The organism is Luteimonas sp. S4-F44 (assembly GCF_022637415.1).
Taxonomy (GTDB): Bacteria; Pseudomonadota; Gammaproteobacteria; order Xanthomonadales; family Xanthomonadaceae; genus Luteimonas.
The window spans coordinates 2,350,471-2,364,120 of record NZ_CP093340.1; the positions used below are offsets into that span (position 1 = coordinate 2,350,471).

The window sequence follows — 13,650 nt, forward strand, 5'->3', positions numbered from 1 at the left end:
TCCACCCGAAAACCGAGGTCAGCGTGCAATTCATGGCGAAATTGCACGCTGACCCCGGTTTTCGGGCGGCATTGACCCAGCGCAATGCCGAGGGCGGCGGCAGTCCCTAGAATGCATGTCCAACGCGGTCCTTCTGCCCGCCACCGCCTGCCCGATGCCCGCTGCCGTTCCGCCCCTGCTCGCCACCCGCGGTCTGCGCTTCTCGCGTGACGAGCGTCCGGTCTTCGGGCCACTGGACTTCGCGGTGCAGGCCGGCGAGGCGCTGCTGGTGCGCGGCGGCAACGGCGTCGGCAAGACCACGTTGCTGCGCGTGCTGGCCGGATTGCTCGAGGCCGACGGCGGCACGGTCGAAGTCGCCGGCCGTCCGATCGCGCGCGCGATGCGCGCCGGCACCATGGCCTATCTGGGCCACTTGCCCGGGCTGAAAGCGGATCTGGACGCGGTCGAGAACCTCGCATTCCTGGCGCGGCTGCAGGGCTGCCGGACGAGTCAGACCGCCGAGCGCACGCTCGGTGTCGTCGGGTTGGCCGCCCACGCGCACCTGCTGGTGCGGCAGATGTCGGCCGGGCAGAAGAAGCGGCTGTCGCTGGCCAGGCTGTGGATGTCGCCCGCGCCGCTGTGGCTGCTCGACGAGCCCTACGCCAATCTCGATCTGCAGGGCATCGAGCTGGTCAACCGCATGGTCCGCGCCCAGCTCGACGACGGCGGCGCAGCGCTGGTCACCACCCACGGCGCCTATGCCGCGCCGCCGGTGCGCACCCGCGAGCTGTGTCTGGACCCGGCCGCATGAGCGCGCCGCTGCCGACCCTCGCCGGCAGTGCCCGTGCGCTGATCGCGCGCGACCTACGCCTGCTGTGGCGCCGGCGCGGCGATGCGTTTCAGCCGGCGCTGTTCGCGTTGATCGTCATCGTCTTGTTCGCGCTGGCACTGGGCAGCGACGCGGCGATGCTGGCCCGGGTCGCGCCAGGCGTGCTGTGGGTCGCGGCGCTGTTGTCGGGGCTGCTCGCACTCGACACGCTGTTTCGCGGCGACGCCGACGACGGCTCGCTCGAGCAATGGATGCTCGCCCCGGTTCCGCTGGCCTGGCTGGTGCTGGTGCGCACGGTGTCGCATTGGGCGACCACGACGCTGCCGCTGCTGCTGGCCGCCCCGCTGCTGGCCGAACTGCTCGGATTGCCGCGCGCGCAGCTGCCGGTGCTGCTGGCAGGGCTGGCACTGGGCACGCCACTGCTGAGCCTGCTCGGCGCGGTCGTCGCCGCGCTGACCATCGGCATGCGCCGTTCCGGTATCCTGTTGGCGCTGCTCGCACTGCCACTGTATGTCCCGGTGCTGGTGTTCGGGGCTGGCAGCGTGGCGATCTCGGCCCAGGGCCACGATCCGACCGGCGGCCTGCTGCTGCTCGGTGCCGGTCTTGTCGCCGCCGTGGTGTTGGCGCCGGTCGCCGCCGCCGCCGCCATCCGCATCGCGCTGACCTGAGGTCATGCAGCCAATGACTGCCACCGACGCATCCCCGTTCCGCCCGCGGCCCGGTGCCGCGCCGCACGCCCCCGCCAGCCCGTTCACGCCAGCACGCCCGCCCGCATGAATCCCATCGTCCTCTGGTTCCATCAGCTCGGTTCGCCGCCGACCTTCGACCGCTTCGCGCGGCGCTGGGCGCCATGGGCCTATGGGCTGGCGCTGCTGACGATGGCCGTCGGCCTGTACGGCGCGCTGTTTCAGGTCCCGGCCGACTACCAGCAGGGCGACAGCTTCCGGATCCTCTACATCCATGTGCCCAGCGCCTGGATGAGCCTGGCGGTGTTCGCGCTGATGGCGCTCTACGGCGCGATCGCGCTGATCTGGCGGATCAAGCTGTGCGAGATCCTGGCAATGGCCTGTGCGCCGATCGGCGCGGCCTTCACCGTGATTACGCTGCTGACCGGGTCGATCTGGGGCAAGCCGATGTGGGGCACCTGGTGGGACTGGGACCCGCGCCTGACCACGCAGCTGATCCTGCTGTTCCTCTACCTCGGCGTGATCGGCCTGTACCAGTCGATCGAGGACCGCCGCACGGCCGCACGCGCGGCATCGCTGCTGGCGATCGTCGGCGTCGCACTGCTGCCGATCATCCGCTACTCGGTGGTGTGGTGGGACTCGCTGCACCAGGGCCAGACGATCCGCGTGTTCGGCGAGTCGAGCATGGACGCGAGCATGATCGGCCCGCTGCTGTGGATGATCGTGGCGACCAAGTTCTGGTTCGTCGGGTCGCTGCTGGCGCGCGCACGCGCCGACAACCTGCGCCGCGAGGCGGGCAAGGACTGGGTGCGGCGGATGGCCGGCGCACCGGGAGAACGCGCATGAGCTATCTGGAATACGTCGTCGCCGCCTACGCGGTGTTTGCGGCCGTGCTGGTGTGGGACTTCGTCGCCCCGCGCATCCGCATCGCGCAGACGCTGCGTGCGGTCCGCACCCTCGAGGCGCGCCGCCGGGCCGCCGTCGTTCGTGCCCCCGATACGGAGCTGACCCGATGAACCCCATCCGCAAGCGCCGCCTGGGCTTCGTCGTCGCGCTCGCTGCCGCCGGCGCGCTGTCGGCCACGCTGATCGCCTTCGCGCTGCAACGCAACGTCTCGTATCTCTATACCCCAGCCGAGGTGCTGGCCGGCACCGCAGGCCCTGCGGTCGCCTCGGGCGAGGCGCGCTTCCGCCTCGGCGGCATGGTCGCCGACGGCTCGTTCGCGCGCGAAACCGGCTCGATGGAGGCGCACTTCCGCGTCACCGACGGCGATGCCGAGCTGCCGGTCCGATACACCGGCATCCTCCCCGACCTGTTCCGCGAGAACCAGGCGGTGGTCGCGACAGGACGCATGGCCGATGGCGTGTTCGTCGCCGAACAGGTGCTGGCCAAGCACGACGAGACCTACGTGCCCAAGGAGGTCGCCGACAAGATGGGCCTGGCCCACGACAAGCACGGGGTCGTGACGCCGGCCGAGAGCACGCAATGACGGCGACGGTCCGCGGGCCCCGCCCGGAGCGCACCGATGCTGCCTGAACTCGGTCAAATCGCCCTGCTGCTGGCGCTGGTTGCCTCGCTGCTGCAGACGCTGCTGCCGCTGCTGGGCGCGCGGCGCGGCATCGCGCCGTGGATGGCGACCGCGCGACCGGCCGCGTATGCGCAGGTGATCCTGCTGTTCGCTGCCTGGGCGCTGCTCACCGTCGCGTTCATGACGCAGGACTTCTCGGTGCGTTACGTCGCCGAGAACTCCAACCTGTTGCTGCCGATGATCTACCGGATCACCGCCGTCTGGGGCGGCCACGAAGGCTCGCTGCTGCTGTGGGGGTTGCTGCTGGCGTGCTGGAACGGCGCCGTGGCCTGGCGCTCGCGCGACGTGCCCGACGTGGTCCTGGCCCGCGTGCTCGGGGTCACGGGCGCGATCTGCTTCGGCTTTCTGGCGTTTCTGATCTTCACCAGCAATCCCTTCGACCGCATTCTGCCGATGCCGCTCGACGGCCGCGATCTCAACCCGCTGCTGCAGGACCCGGGGATGATCGTGCACCCGCCGATGCTCTACATCGGCTACTCGGGCTTCATGGTGCCGTTCGCGTTCGCGATCGCCGCGCTGCTCGACGGCCGCATCGATGCGCGCTGGCTGCGCTGGACGCGACCGTGGACCAACGTGGCCTGGGCGTTTCTGACCATCGGCATCGCGCTCGGTTCGTGGTGGGCGTATGCCGAACTGGGCTGGGGCGGCTGGTGGTTCTGGGATCCTGTCGAGAACGCCAGCTTCATGCCGTGGCTGGCCGGCGCGGCGCTGATCCATTCGCAGGCGGTGACCGAGAAGCGCGGCAGCTTCCACGGCTGGACGCTGCTGCTGGCGATCGCCGCGTTCTCGCTGTCGCTGCTGGGCGCGTTCCTGGTGCGCTCGGGCGTGCTGACCAGCGTGCACAGCTTCGCCGCCGATCCGGCGCGCGGCTTGTTCATCCTGGTGTTCCTGGGCATCGTCGTCGGCGGCTCGCTGCTGCTCTATGCGCTGCGCGCGCCCGATGGCCGGGGCGGCAAGCCGTTCACCGCAACCTCGCGCGAGACCCTACTGCTGGCCAACAACCTGCTGCTGGTGGCAGCCTGCGCGATGGTGCTGCTGGGCACGCTGTATCCGCTGCTGGCCGACGCGCTGGATCTGGGCAAGATCTCGGTCGGTCCGCCGTACTTCTCGCTGCTGTTCCTGGTGCTGATGGCGCCACTGGTCCTGCTGCTGCCGTTCGGCCCGCTGACCCGCTGGCAGAACGACGCGGCCAGCCGGCCGCTGCGCATGCTCGCGCCCTGGGCGGTGCTGGCGCTGGTGCTCGGTGCGATCGGCTTCTATGTCGCCCCGCAGGGTCCGTGGAAGGTCGCGATGGGCATCGCTGGCGCGGTGTGGGTCGCCGCCGGCACGCTGCGCTTCGCCTGGGGGCGGCTGCGCACCGGCTCCAAGCGCTTCACCCCGGAGATGACCGGCATGCTGCTCGGCCATCTGGGTCTCGCAGTATTCCTGGTCGGCGCATTGCTGGTCGAAGCGCTCAACGTCCAGCGCGAAGTCGCATTGGCGCCCGGGCAGACGCTGGAAATGGGCCGCGATGCTTTCGTGCTCGACGGCGTCGCACACCACGAAGGGCCGAACTACATCTCCGATCGCGGCACCGTGCGCATGCTGCGTGACGACCGCCTGATCGCCACGCTGCATCCCGAGAAACGCGCCTACGTCAGCGGCGGCCAGGTGATGACCGAAAGCGCGATCCGCGCAGGCGTGACCCGCGACGTCTACGTCGCGCTCGGCGAGCCGCTCGGCGGCGATGCCTGGGCGCTGCGCGTGCACGTCAAGCCGTTCGTGCGCTGGATCTGGGCCGGTGCGTTTCTGATGGCGCTGGGCGCGTTCGTCGTCGCCGGCGACCGCCGTTTCCGCCGTCCGCCATCGCCGCGCAGGGAGCCGTCCGCATGAGCACATCCCCGACCCGCCGCTCGCACGGCCGTTGGTTGCCGCTGGCGGTCTTCGCCGCGATCGCCGTGCTGCTCGCCGCAGGCGTCTGGCTGAGCCGCAATCCCCATCGCGATGCCCTGCCCTCGCCACTGATCGGCAAGCCCGCGCCGGACTTCCGGCTGCCGGTACTGCACGAACCCGGCCGCATGGTGACGGCGGCCGAACTGCGCGGCGAACCCTACCTGCTCAATGTCTGGGGCAGCTGGTGCCCGGGCTGCCGCGAGGAACACGCGGTCATCAGCGAGTTCGCCAAGACCAAGCGCGTGCGCGTCATCGGCTACAACTGGAAGGACGAGCACAGCGATGCGCTGCGCTGGCTCGAGCAGTTCGGCAACCCGTACTGGCTGGTGCTGGTGGACTACGAAGGCCATGCGGCGATCGACTGGGGCATCTATGGCGCGCCGGAGACCTTCCTGGTCGACGGCAACGGCACCATCGTCTGGAAGTACGTGGGCCCGATGACGCCCGAGGTGCTGCGCACGCAACTGCTGCCGCAGGTCGAACGGCTGGAGGCACCATGATCCGTGCGCTGCTGCTCGCGCTGGCCCTGTGCCTGGCGTGGCCGCCCGCGGCCCGCGCGCAGGCCGCCGTCGATCCGGCGCCGCTGACGTTCGAGAACGCCGCCGAGGAAACGCGCTTCCGCAGCCTGATCCTCGAACTGCGCTGTGTGATGTGCCAGAACCAGTCGCTGGCCGACTCCAATGCCCAGATCGCTCACGATCTGCGCCGTGAAGTGCTCGCACTCATGCGCCGTGGGCAGAGCGATGCGCAGATCCGCGAGCATCTGGTCGCGCGCTACGGCGAGTTCGTGCTCTATCGCCCGCGGGTCGGGCCGGCGACCTGGCTGCTGTGGTTCGGCCCGCTGGTCGTGCTCGGCGCCGGTGGCGTGGTGATCTGGCGGATCGTGGCCGCGCGTCGCCGCGAGCCACTGCCGCCGATTGATGATTCCCAGGAGTGGTGATGGCCGTTTTCGTTGCGATCGCGATCTGCATCACGCTGGCGACCGTGGCCATGCTGGTCCATGCCCTGCGCACCGGTGCGCCGCGCGTGGCGCTGGCGGTGGCCGTGCTCGTGCCGGTGCTGGTCGGCGGCCTGTACACCATCGTCGGCACCCCCGCCGCACTCGATCCGCAGGCGCTGCGCGCGCCCGATTCGCTGGAAGAGGCGATCACCCGCCTGCAGGCCGACCTGCAGCGCGACCCGCGCCAGCCCGAGGGCTGGCTGCTGCTGGGGCGCAGCTATGCGGCGATGCAGGAGCCGGGCAAGGCGCGCGACGCGATCGAGCGTGCGGCCAAGCTAGTGCCCGACGACGACGCGCTGCAGGTCGAATACGCACGGGCCCGCGCCGAGGCGCATCCGCAGCGCCGCTTCGACGATACCGCCGTCGAGATCCTGCGCACGGTGCTCGCGCGCAACCCCGAGCAGCAGCACGCGCGCTGGTTCCTGGGCATCGCCCAGCGCCAGGCCGGCGACGATGCGGCGGCCGTCGCGACCTGGGAGCCGCTGCTGACCCAACTCGACGGCGGAACCGCCGCGACCCTGCGCGAACAGATCGCCGCCGCGCGCCAGGCCGCGGGCATGCCCGCGTCGGCGGCCCCGGCCACCGAGGCGACGACTGCGGCTCCGGCGCGCGCGCTGCATGTGCGCGTGCGCATCGACGGCGACGCCGCGGCCCTGGCCGCGCGCCTGCCGCCCGAGACCAGCGTCTTCGTGATGGCCCGCCAGCCCGGCGGCCCACCGATGCCGGTGGCCGCGCAGCGCCACCGCCTGTCCGCATTGCCGCTCGACATCGTGCTTGATGACGACGACAGCCCGATGCCGACCCAGCCGCTGTCGGCGCTCGACGAGGTCGAAGTCGTCGCCCGGATCGCGGCCCGCGGCATCGCCGAGCGCAGCGCCGACGACCTGGAGTCGGCGCCGGTGCGCGTGACCCTGCCCACCGCGGACACGATCGAGCTGGTGATCGAGGCGCCTCGTCCCTAGCGACGAGGGGGACGCCCGGCGATGGCTTTTCGCCGGTCGAACCGCGATCATGCAACGCCACGCGCCGCCGGCACGCCATCGCGCCTCCGGGCACCAGATCCGATGACCGAATTCATCCCGCCGGGCAGCCGCTTCGTCGCGTTGCCCTCGCCGTTCCCGATGAAGCGCGGCGGCGCGCTGCACGGCGCACGCGTCGCCTATGAGACCTGGGGTCGGCTCGATCCAGCTGCCGGCAACGCGATTCTGATCGTCACCGGCCTGTCGCCCGACGCCCATGCCGCCGCGCACGGCGACGACCCGTCGCCAGGCTGGTGGGAGGCGATGGTCGGTCCGGGCCGTCCGATCGACACCGATCGCTGGTTCGTGGTCTGCGTCAATTCGCTGGGCAGCTGCAAAGGCTCCACCGGACCGGCCTCGGCCGATCCGGCCACAGGCGCGCCCTACCGCCTGGCGTTCCCCGACCTGTCGATCGAGGACGTCGCCGACGCCGCCGCGCATGTGGTGCGTGCGTTGGGCATCGCGCAACTGGCCTGCGTGATCGGGAACTCGATGGGCGGCATGACTGCGCTGTCGCTGCTGGCGCGCCATCCGGGTCTGGCGCGCACGCACGTCAACATCTGCGGCGCGGCGCGCGCGCTGCCGTTCTCGATCGCGATCCGCTCGCTGCAGCGCGAGGCGATCCGGCTCGATCCGATGTGGAACGGCGGCGACTACAGTGATGCGGCCTACCCCGAGAGCGGCATGCGCATGGCGCGCAAGCTCGGCGTCATCACCTATCGCTCGGCGCTCGAATGGGACGGCCGCTTCGGGCGCGTGCGCCTGGAGTCGGACCGCCGCGACGACGAGGATCCGTTCGGGCTGGAGTTCGAGGTCGAAAGCTATCTCGAAGGCCATGCGCGGCGCTTCGTGCGCCGCTTCGATCCTAACTGTTATCTCTACCTGAGCCGGTCGATGGACTGGTTCGACATCGGCGATCACTGCGGCGGCGATACCGATGCGGGCCTGGCGGCGCTGCAGGTCGAGCGCGCGCTGAGCATCGGCGTGCACACCGACATCTTGTTTCCGTTGCAGCAACAGCGTCAGATCGCCGACGGCCTGCGCGCCGGCGGTGTCGATGCGCAGTTCCTGCCGCTCGAGTCGCCGCAGGGCCACGACGCGTTCCTGGTCGACATCGCCCGCTTCGGGCCGGCGCTGCGCGGCTTCCTCGATGCGCTCGCGCGCTGAGCGCAGCGTCGCGACACGGCGCACCGCTCGCAGCGGCTAGACTGGGCCGCATGCTTGAAGCCACGCCCCCCTTGCCCGACATCCGATATCCCGGTCGCGACCGGCTGATCGCCGCGGTCGATGCCGCGCTCGTCCACGACGACGCCCACACCATCACCGCTGCACTGCGCGAGGCGATGCAGGCGCTGATCCGCGATCCTGCGGTGCGCCTGCCGCCCTGCGTGCATGCGCCAGTTGACGGCCACTACGCGCGCCGCGAGCTCTACCGCAGCCCGCAGCACGGCTACAGCATCGTCGCGATGACCTGGGCCCCCGGCCAGGGCACGCCGCTGCACGATCACGACGAACTGTGGTGCGTGGAAGGCGTGTGGCACGGCACGCTTGAGATCGTGCAGTACGAACACCTCGCCCAGGACGGCGCGCGCTATCGCTTCCGGCCGGCGAGCACCGTGCAGGCGCAGACCGGCAGCGCCGGCAGCCTGATCCCGCCGCACGAGTACCACATCATCCGCAACGCCGACCCCGCGGTGGTCGCGGTCTCGCTGCACATCTATCAGGCGCCGATCCTGCGCTGCGCGCTGTTCGACCCCCAGGGCGGGGACTGGTACCTGCGTCGCGAGACGGTCATGCAGACCGATGCATTCGACCCGGGTGACTAGCCGCACGCGCAGATCGCGGCGCAGCGTCCGCACGCACCGCTAGTCGAGCAGGCGCTCCACTTCCACGCGCAGGATCTGGCCGCCGCCGTCGAGCCAGGCCCGGCCCTGCACCACGATGCCGTCTCCCTGATGCGCCCGATCGACCAGCCCGTCTTCGATCGGCCCGCCGGAAGCGGCATCGAAGCGCACCTGCTGCGGCAGTCGCGAGACCGGCTGGGGCACATCGGGTCGCAACGCGGCCGGCTGGCCCTCGACGTCGGACACCATATAGCCGTTGGGACAGGGCGCCCGCACGCAGCGGATATTGCTCAGGTGCACGCGGAAGACGCCCTGCGCCAGACGCAGCTGTCCGGACGGCTGCGCCGGCACCCGCAACACCGCAGGATCGAGCACCCGCTCGCCGACGGGCTCGGCGGCACCCGCGTGCCGGCCGGACGGGCTCGCGCATGCGGCCAGCGCCAGGAGCAGCATGCCGACCGAAACGCCCGCGAGCCTGTGCCCCAAGCGGATCCCTCGCCCGCGCCCACGTCGACTGCCCGCCATGCCCCGTCTCCTGCTGCCACCGGCACGCGCCGGTCCGCGGAGCATGCCAGGCGGGATGTTCGGATTGCGCGAATGCGTCGCCCGCTCCACCGCCGGACGATCCGCTATACTCGCCCTCCGCGCCGGAGTGGCGGAATGGTAGACGCAGTGGACTCAAAATCCACCGCCTTTAAAAGCGTGCGGGTTCGAGTCCCGCCTCCGGTACCAGCAGGCCGCATCCCGACGGGCCTGGACGCGATCCTGGCGTCATTTCAGCAGGGCCGCCGAGCCCAGAGCGCACGGCACTGCGGCACATTCGACTAGCATCGGCGCATGTGCCTGATCGCCGTCGCCTGGAACACCCGTCCCGACCTGCCGCTGGCGCTGATCGCCAATCGCGACGAGGCGCATGCGCGGCCGACCGCGGCGGCTGGTGCCGACCCCGAGGCGCCACACGTGTTCGGCGGGCGCGACCTGCGCTCGGGTGGCAGTTGGCTGCAGGCCTCATCCCATCGCCGGCTGGCGGCGGTGACCAATGTCCGCGCCGGGGTGGCACCGGAGACCGCGCCGTTGTCGCGCGGCTGGCTGGTGCGCGACTTCGTCCGCGGCGACACGTCCGCCGAACGCTTCGCCCATGCGTTGGCCGACGAGGCCGCGGGCTACGGGCGCTTCAACCTGTTGCTGTGGGACGGCGGCGCGCTGTGGTTCGCCAGCAACCATCCCCACTTCGCCCTCGCCGAGGTCGCACCGGGACTGCACGCGATGTCCAACGGCGCCTTCGATGCGCCGTGGCCCAAGAGCAACGCGGCCACACGCACGCTGCACGACTGGTTGGCCGCATCGCCGGACGCGTCAGGGGATCTTGAGCCGCTGTTCGCCGGCCTGCGCGACGTACGCCCTGCCGACGATGCGCAATTGCCCGACACCGGCGTCGGCCTTGCGCTGGAACGGCGCCTGTCGCCGCCGTTCATCCAGGATCCGGTCTACGGCACGCGCAGCAGTACCGTGGTCCTGGCCGGCAGCCACGAGATCGTGTTCGCCGAGCGGCGTTTCGCGCCGGACGGTGTGCCGGCAGGCGACACCTGCGTGCAGCTGGGGCGCTGAACCGGTACGCATCCGGTCACGGCGTCGGCCACGGCCACCAGCCGTGGCCGGTCAGCGCATAACGGTCGGCTGCGCGTTCGAAGCGGTTGCGCACGCTGACCCCGCCGCACAGCAGATACAGCGGCAGGAACAGCGGGCCGAGCACCATGTACTGATAGACATGGGCGCGTTCGTGGTCGCCCAAGCGGATCGACGCCTCCACGCACAATGCGGCGCGATGCGCGTAGGTGTTGCAGGCACGGTCGAGCGAATCGCCAGTGTGCAGGATCGTGTTGCCGAACGTGATCGCCCCACCCGGCCTCCAGGGCCAGCGGTCGAACACCAGCGCGCAGTCGCCTCCGCGCCAGCGAACCCGTGCGCCGAACGGCACACCCGCCAGTCCGCCCAGCAGGCCGATGGCGGTGTTGGGCAGGGTCCAGACCGCCCCCAGGGCCAGCAACAACGCGCGCGCCGGTGCCGGCAGGCGTCGCCCGCGCAGCATCGCCTCAGGTCTCGCCTTCGGGCATCAGCAGCCACAGCAGCAGATAGACCAGCACGCCGGGAAACGCGGCCGAGAGCACCGACACCACGATGTAGAGCGCGCGCACCAACGTGGAATTCCAGTCGAACCGGCGCGCCACGCCGCCCAGCACGCCGGCCAGGACGCGGTCGCTGCGGGAACGGCTCAAGCTCGGGGCGGGGGTAGACATCGATCGGCTCCTGTCGGACGGAAAAAGGCAGCGGGAGGCGGCGCGCTCAGGCGCGCTGCGCGAGCCAGTCGCAGATGGCCGCAGGCACCTGCGCCTGTGCCCGTCCGGACACGTAGATGCCGATATGCCCGCCGCGGAACGAGAACTCGGTGTAGTCGTCGGTGCCGACCAGGCCGCGCAATGCGCGCGATGCATCGGGCGGCACCATGTGGTCGTGCTCGGCGTAGATGTTGAGCACCGGCATCGTCAGCCGCGCCAGGTCCACCGCACGCTCGCCGATCACCAGGCTGCCGGTGACGAAGCCGTTGTCCTGGTACAACTGACGCACGAACTGGCGGAACGCCTCGCCGGCCTGGTCGGGCGAATCGAAGATCCACTTTTCCATGCGCAGGAAATCCTCGACCGCCTTCGCATCATCGAGAATGTCGACCAGGCCCACGTACTTGTGCACCAGCAGCCGCCACGGCTTCATCATCAAGTAGCAGGCGTTCATCATGTCCGCCGGCACATTGCCCAGCGTCTCGACGAACAGGTCGACATCCAGATCCCGCGCCCAGTGCGCGAGCATGTTGCCTTCGGTGTGGAAGTCCACCGGGGTGACCATCGTGATCAGGTTGCGCACGCGCTCGGGATGCAGCGCCGCATAGCTGAGCGCAAATGTCCCGCCCTGGCAGATGCCCAACAGGTCGATCGCAGATCGGCCGGCGCGACGACGCAGATGATCCACCGCGCCGCCCAGAAAGCGCTCGATGTAGTCCTCCAGCGTGAGGAACCGGTCGGAGCGATCGGCATAGCCCCAATCCAGCACGTAGACCTCCTGCCCGCGCGCCAGCAATCCGGCCACGATCGATCGATCGGCCTGCAGGTCGATCATGTAGGGCCGGTTGACCAGCGCGTAGGCGACCAGCAGCGGCGTAGACGAGGTTGCTGCCTGCGCGCCGACGAAGCGATACAGCACGACCTTGCCGTCGCGCCAGACCTCCTCGCGGGGCGTGGCGCCATAGTCCACGTCGCCGACCTCGCGCAGGGTCGTCAGGCCGGCCAGGAGCTTGCGTTGGATCTGCAGGGTCTCCTCGGCGATGCGTTCGGGCGTGATGCGCACCGGTCCCGCCATATCAGCGCTTCCGGGCCCGCGACTTGGCGGACGTCAGGGGTGCCGGCGCCTGCGGGACCGCCCCCGACCGGGGCTTGGTCGAAGCCGCACGCTTGGCCGGCGCACGCTTGGCGACCTGGCGCTGCGCGGACCCTGCGGTCGTCCTCGCCGCCTGCCGCGGCGCGGTCTGGGTGGGCGTCTTCTTCGGCGCGCGCCTGGGCCGTGCAGGCGTCGCAGGTGCCTGGCTCGACGTGGCGGCCGGTGCGGGCGTGTCCGACACGGCTGCGCTGCGCACCGGTCGCGCGGCACGGCGCAGCGACGCGGCCCGGGCGGCGTGCGCCGTGCGCGGCGGCTCGGCACGTGCCGACTCGACGTCCTCGAGGCGATCGCGCAGCCGGCGCACGGTCCGTTCCAGATCGACGATCTTGCGATGCGCGCCGTCGAGCTCGCTGCGCGTCGGCAGGTCGAGCAGCCGGCAGGCCTGCTCGACCTCGCGCTGCATCGTCTGTCGCAGGCGCATCTGCCCGGCGACCATCTGCGCGTAGGCAGTGCGGAACTCCGGCGACAGCGCGACCTCGGCGTAGGCCTCTTCGGCCGCCTCGACCCACAGGTCGAACAGGGCCCGAGGCGATTCGATCGTCACGGCCTCGGCGTCGAGGTCCGACAGCCGGCGCTCGAAGCGTGCGAACGCGGCCTGGGAGGCCTGCAACAGCAGGCCCTGGTAGGCCTGCTGCGTCTTGGGATACTCGGCGAACGCCTCGAGCAGTGCCTGCCAGCGCACCTGGTGCTCGCGCGACGGCCCGAACGCGGGCCAGGATCCGTCCGCGGCCCCTTCGGCACGCAGGGCATCGATCACCGGCTGCAGCGACCGCAGCCAACCATCCCAGCCCTCGATCCCGGTGCCGCCCAGGCCACCGAACATCTGCGCGAACGGATTGGCCGCATCGCCGCCCAGCGCCTCACGCCAGGTGCGCGCCACGGTCTCGGGCGACGGGCGCTGGCCGGCGAATCCCGCGGCCACATCCCGCATGCGCGTCCACCAGTCGCCGGCCTGCCGGTTGAAACCCCGCAACACGTCTTCGATGCCGGCGTTGCCGGTCGGCGACGCCGGCACCCAGGCCTCGAACATCACGCGCCACGGCTCGGCCGGTCGGGCAGCCGCGCTGTTCGAGAAGCCGGACACTCCGCCTGGCGCCGCGCCGGGCATGGTGCGCTGCAATGCGGCCTGCCAGGCATCCCAGTAGCGGCGTGCGAGCTGCTCGAGTTTCTCGCCCGGCTCCGCCGGGCCCCGCTCATCGTTGGCCATCGTTCGCTCCCGCCGCGATGGCAAGATCATAGCAACAGCCGCGTTTCACCCGGCGCAATCGCACGGCGGCATCCCGA

At 70.8% G+C, this 13,650-nt stretch carries 17 protein-coding genes and 1 tRNA gene; 13 read left to right on the top strand and 5 right to left on the bottom strand.

The genetic code is table 11. The annotated features are described in order from the left end of the window. Window positions 1-115 precede the first annotated feature (115 nt). The 11 genes from ccmA to MNO14_RS10840 all read left to right on the top strand — a co-directional run bounded on the left by ccmA (window position 116) and on the right by MNO14_RS10840 (window position 8,859). Window positions 116-790, top strand: a complete 675-nt coding sequence (gene ccmA, locus MNO14_RS10790; protein ID WP_241943751.1) for a heme ABC exporter ATP-binding protein CcmA — start codon at window positions 116-118, stop codon at window positions 788-790. Next, on the top strand, window positions 787-1,476 hold the full coding sequence (ccmB, locus tag MNO14_RS10795) for a heme exporter protein CcmB (protein ID WP_183425759.1): 690 nt from the start codon (window positions 787-789) through the stop codon (window positions 1,474-1,476). The genes ccmA and ccmB overlap by 4 nt, the downstream gene beginning before the upstream one ends. A gap of 105 nt (window positions 1,477-1,581) precedes the next feature. After that, on the top strand, window positions 1,582-2,340 hold the full coding sequence (locus MNO14_RS10800) for a heme ABC transporter permease (protein WP_241943752.1): 759 nt from the start codon (window positions 1,582-1,584) through the stop codon (window positions 2,338-2,340). After that, window positions 2,337-2,510, top strand: a complete 174-nt coding sequence (gene ccmD / locus MNO14_RS10805) for a heme exporter protein CcmD (RefSeq protein WP_241943753.1) — start codon at window positions 2,337-2,339, stop codon at window positions 2,508-2,510. The genes MNO14_RS10800 and ccmD overlap by 4 nt, the downstream gene beginning before the upstream one ends. Then, window positions 2,507-2,983 carry a cytochrome c maturation protein CcmE gene (gene ccmE, locus MNO14_RS10810; RefSeq protein ID WP_241943754.1) on the top strand — a complete coding sequence of 159 codons (477 nt, stop codon included), beginning with the start codon at window positions 2,507-2,509 and terminating at the stop codon, window positions 2,981-2,983. Before ccmD ends, ccmE begins: the two co-directional genes overlap by 4 nt. 36 nt (window positions 2,984-3,019) lie before the next feature. Continuing rightward, on the top strand, window positions 3,020-4,954 hold the full coding sequence (locus MNO14_RS10815) for a heme lyase CcmF/NrfE family subunit (protein ID WP_241943755.1): 1,935 nt from the start codon (window positions 3,020-3,022) through the stop codon (window positions 4,952-4,954). Beyond that, entirely contained in the window at window positions 4,951-5,514 is a 564-nt protein-coding gene (locus tag MNO14_RS10820; protein ID WP_343226389.1) for a DsbE family thiol:disulfide interchange protein, read from the top strand. Before MNO14_RS10815 ends, MNO14_RS10820 begins: the two co-directional genes overlap by 4 nt. Then, complete coding sequence (locus MNO14_RS10825) at window positions 5,511-5,954, top strand: cytochrome c-type biogenesis protein (RefSeq protein WP_241943756.1); 444 nt, start codon at window positions 5,511-5,513, stop codon at window positions 5,952-5,954. The genes MNO14_RS10820 and MNO14_RS10825 overlap by 4 nt, the downstream gene beginning before the upstream one ends. Continuing rightward, window positions 5,954-6,976, top strand: a complete 1,023-nt coding sequence (locus MNO14_RS10830) for a tetratricopeptide repeat protein (protein WP_241943757.1) — start codon at window positions 5,954-5,956, stop codon at window positions 6,974-6,976. The genes MNO14_RS10825 and MNO14_RS10830 overlap by 1 nt, the downstream gene beginning before the upstream one ends. A 102-nt stretch (window positions 6,977-7,078) precedes the next feature. Continuing rightward, window positions 7,079-8,200, top strand: a complete 1,122-nt coding sequence (locus tag MNO14_RS10835; RefSeq protein WP_241943758.1) for a homoserine O-acetyltransferase — start codon at window positions 7,079-7,081, stop codon at window positions 8,198-8,200. A 71-nt stretch (window positions 8,201-8,271) separates the two neighbouring features. Further along, entirely contained in the window at window positions 8,272-8,859 is a 588-nt protein-coding gene (locus MNO14_RS10840; RefSeq protein WP_241943759.1) for a cysteine dioxygenase family protein, read from the top strand. 39 nt (window positions 8,860-8,898) lie between these two features. On the opposite strand, the gene MNO14_RS10845 is transcribed toward MNO14_RS10840, so the two are convergent. Continuing rightward, a complete protein-coding gene (locus MNO14_RS10845) occupies window positions 8,899-9,330 on the bottom strand; it encodes a hypothetical protein (protein ID WP_241943760.1) in 432 nt (143 codons plus the stop codon). 193 nt (window positions 9,331-9,523) lie between these two features. Between MNO14_RS10845 and MNO14_RS10850 the strand changes: the two genes are divergently transcribed. Together MNO14_RS10850 and MNO14_RS10855 are read left to right on the top strand one after the other, a co-directional pair. Continuing rightward, window positions 9,524-9,609, top strand: a tRNA-Leu gene (locus MNO14_RS10850). 105 nt (window positions 9,610-9,714) lie between these two features. After that, window positions 9,715-10,485, top strand: a complete 771-nt coding sequence (locus MNO14_RS10855) for an NRDE family protein (protein WP_241943761.1) — start codon at window positions 9,715-9,717, stop codon at window positions 10,483-10,485. 16 nt (window positions 10,486-10,501) lie between these two features. Here MNO14_RS10855 and MNO14_RS10860 read toward each other — a convergent pair whose 3' ends face one another. Genes MNO14_RS10860 through MNO14_RS10875 form a run of 4 tightly spaced genes read right to left on the bottom strand, consistent with a single transcriptional unit; the run spans window position 10,502 to window position 13,573 of the window. Further along, window positions 10,502-10,966, bottom strand: coding sequence for a hypothetical protein (locus tag MNO14_RS10860; protein ID WP_241943762.1), 465 nt, complete (start codon window positions 10,964-10,966; stop codon window positions 10,502-10,504). A 4-nt stretch (window positions 10,967-10,970) separates the two neighbouring features. Next, entirely contained in the window at window positions 10,971-11,174 is a 204-nt protein-coding gene (locus MNO14_RS10865) for a PspC domain-containing protein (protein ID WP_241943763.1), read from the bottom strand. 46 nt (window positions 11,175-11,220) lie between these two features. Further along, window positions 11,221-12,288, bottom strand: a complete 1,068-nt coding sequence (phaC, locus tag MNO14_RS10870) for a class III poly(R)-hydroxyalkanoic acid synthase subunit PhaC (RefSeq protein WP_241943764.1) — start codon at window positions 12,286-12,288, stop codon at window positions 11,221-11,223. 1 nt (window position 12,289) lies between these two features. After that, window positions 12,290-13,573 carry a poly(R)-hydroxyalkanoic acid synthase subunit PhaE gene (locus MNO14_RS10875; RefSeq protein ID WP_241943765.1) on the bottom strand — a complete coding sequence of 428 codons (1,284 nt, stop codon included), beginning with the start codon at window positions 13,571-13,573 and terminating at the stop codon, window positions 12,290-12,292. Window positions 13,574-13,650: the final 77 nt, after the last annotated feature.

Coding starts and splice junctions, on each gene's coding strand:
- ccmA (WP_241943751.1), top strand. CDS start 116: ATGTCCAACGCGGTCCTTCTGCCCGCCACCGCCTGCCCGATGCCCGCT.
- ccmB (WP_183425759.1), top strand. CDS start 787: ATGAGCGCGCCGCTGCCGACCCTCGCCGGCAGTGCCCGTGCGCTGATC.
- MNO14_RS10800 (WP_241943752.1), top strand. CDS start 1,582: ATGAATCCCATCGTCCTCTGGTTCCATCAGCTCGGTTCGCCGCCGACC.
- ccmD (WP_241943753.1), top strand. CDS start 2,337: ATGAGCTATCTGGAATACGTCGTCGCCGCCTACGCGGTGTTTGCGGCC.
- ccmE (WP_241943754.1), top strand. CDS start 2,507: ATGAACCCCATCCGCAAGCGCCGCCTGGGCTTCGTCGTCGCGCTCGCT.
- MNO14_RS10815 (WP_241943755.1), top strand. CDS start 3,020: ATGCTGCCTGAACTCGGTCAAATCGCCCTGCTGCTGGCGCTGGTTGCC.
- MNO14_RS10820 (WP_343226389.1), top strand. CDS start 4,951: ATGAGCACATCCCCGACCCGCCGCTCGCACGGCCGTTGGTTGCCGCTG.
- MNO14_RS10825 (WP_241943756.1), top strand. CDS start 5,511: ATGATCCGTGCGCTGCTGCTCGCGCTGGCCCTGTGCCTGGCGTGGCCG.
- MNO14_RS10830 (WP_241943757.1), top strand. CDS start 5,954: ATGGCCGTTTTCGTTGCGATCGCGATCTGCATCACGCTGGCGACCGTG.
- MNO14_RS10835 (WP_241943758.1), top strand. CDS start 7,079: ATGACCGAATTCATCCCGCCGGGCAGCCGCTTCGTCGCGTTGCCCTCG.
- MNO14_RS10845 (WP_241943760.1), bottom strand. CDS start 9,330: ATGCTGCTCCTGGCGCTGGCCGCATGCGCGAGCCCGTCCGGCCGGCAC.
- MNO14_RS10855 (WP_241943761.1), top strand. CDS start 9,715: ATGTGCCTGATCGCCGTCGCCTGGAACACCCGTCCCGACCTGCCGCTG.
- MNO14_RS10860 (WP_241943762.1), bottom strand. CDS start 10,966: ATGCTGCGCGGGCGACGCCTGCCGGCACCGGCGCGCGCGTTGTTGCTG.
- MNO14_RS10865 (WP_241943763.1), bottom strand. CDS start 11,174: ATGTCTACCCCCGCCCCGAGCTTGAGCCGTTCCCGCAGCGACCGCGTC.
- phaC (WP_241943764.1), bottom strand. CDS start 12,288: ATGGCGGGACCGGTGCGCATCACGCCCGAACGCATCGCCGAGGAGACC.
- MNO14_RS10875 (WP_241943765.1), bottom strand. CDS start 13,573: ATGGCCAACGATGAGCGGGGCCCGGCGGAGCCGGGCGAGAAACTCGAG.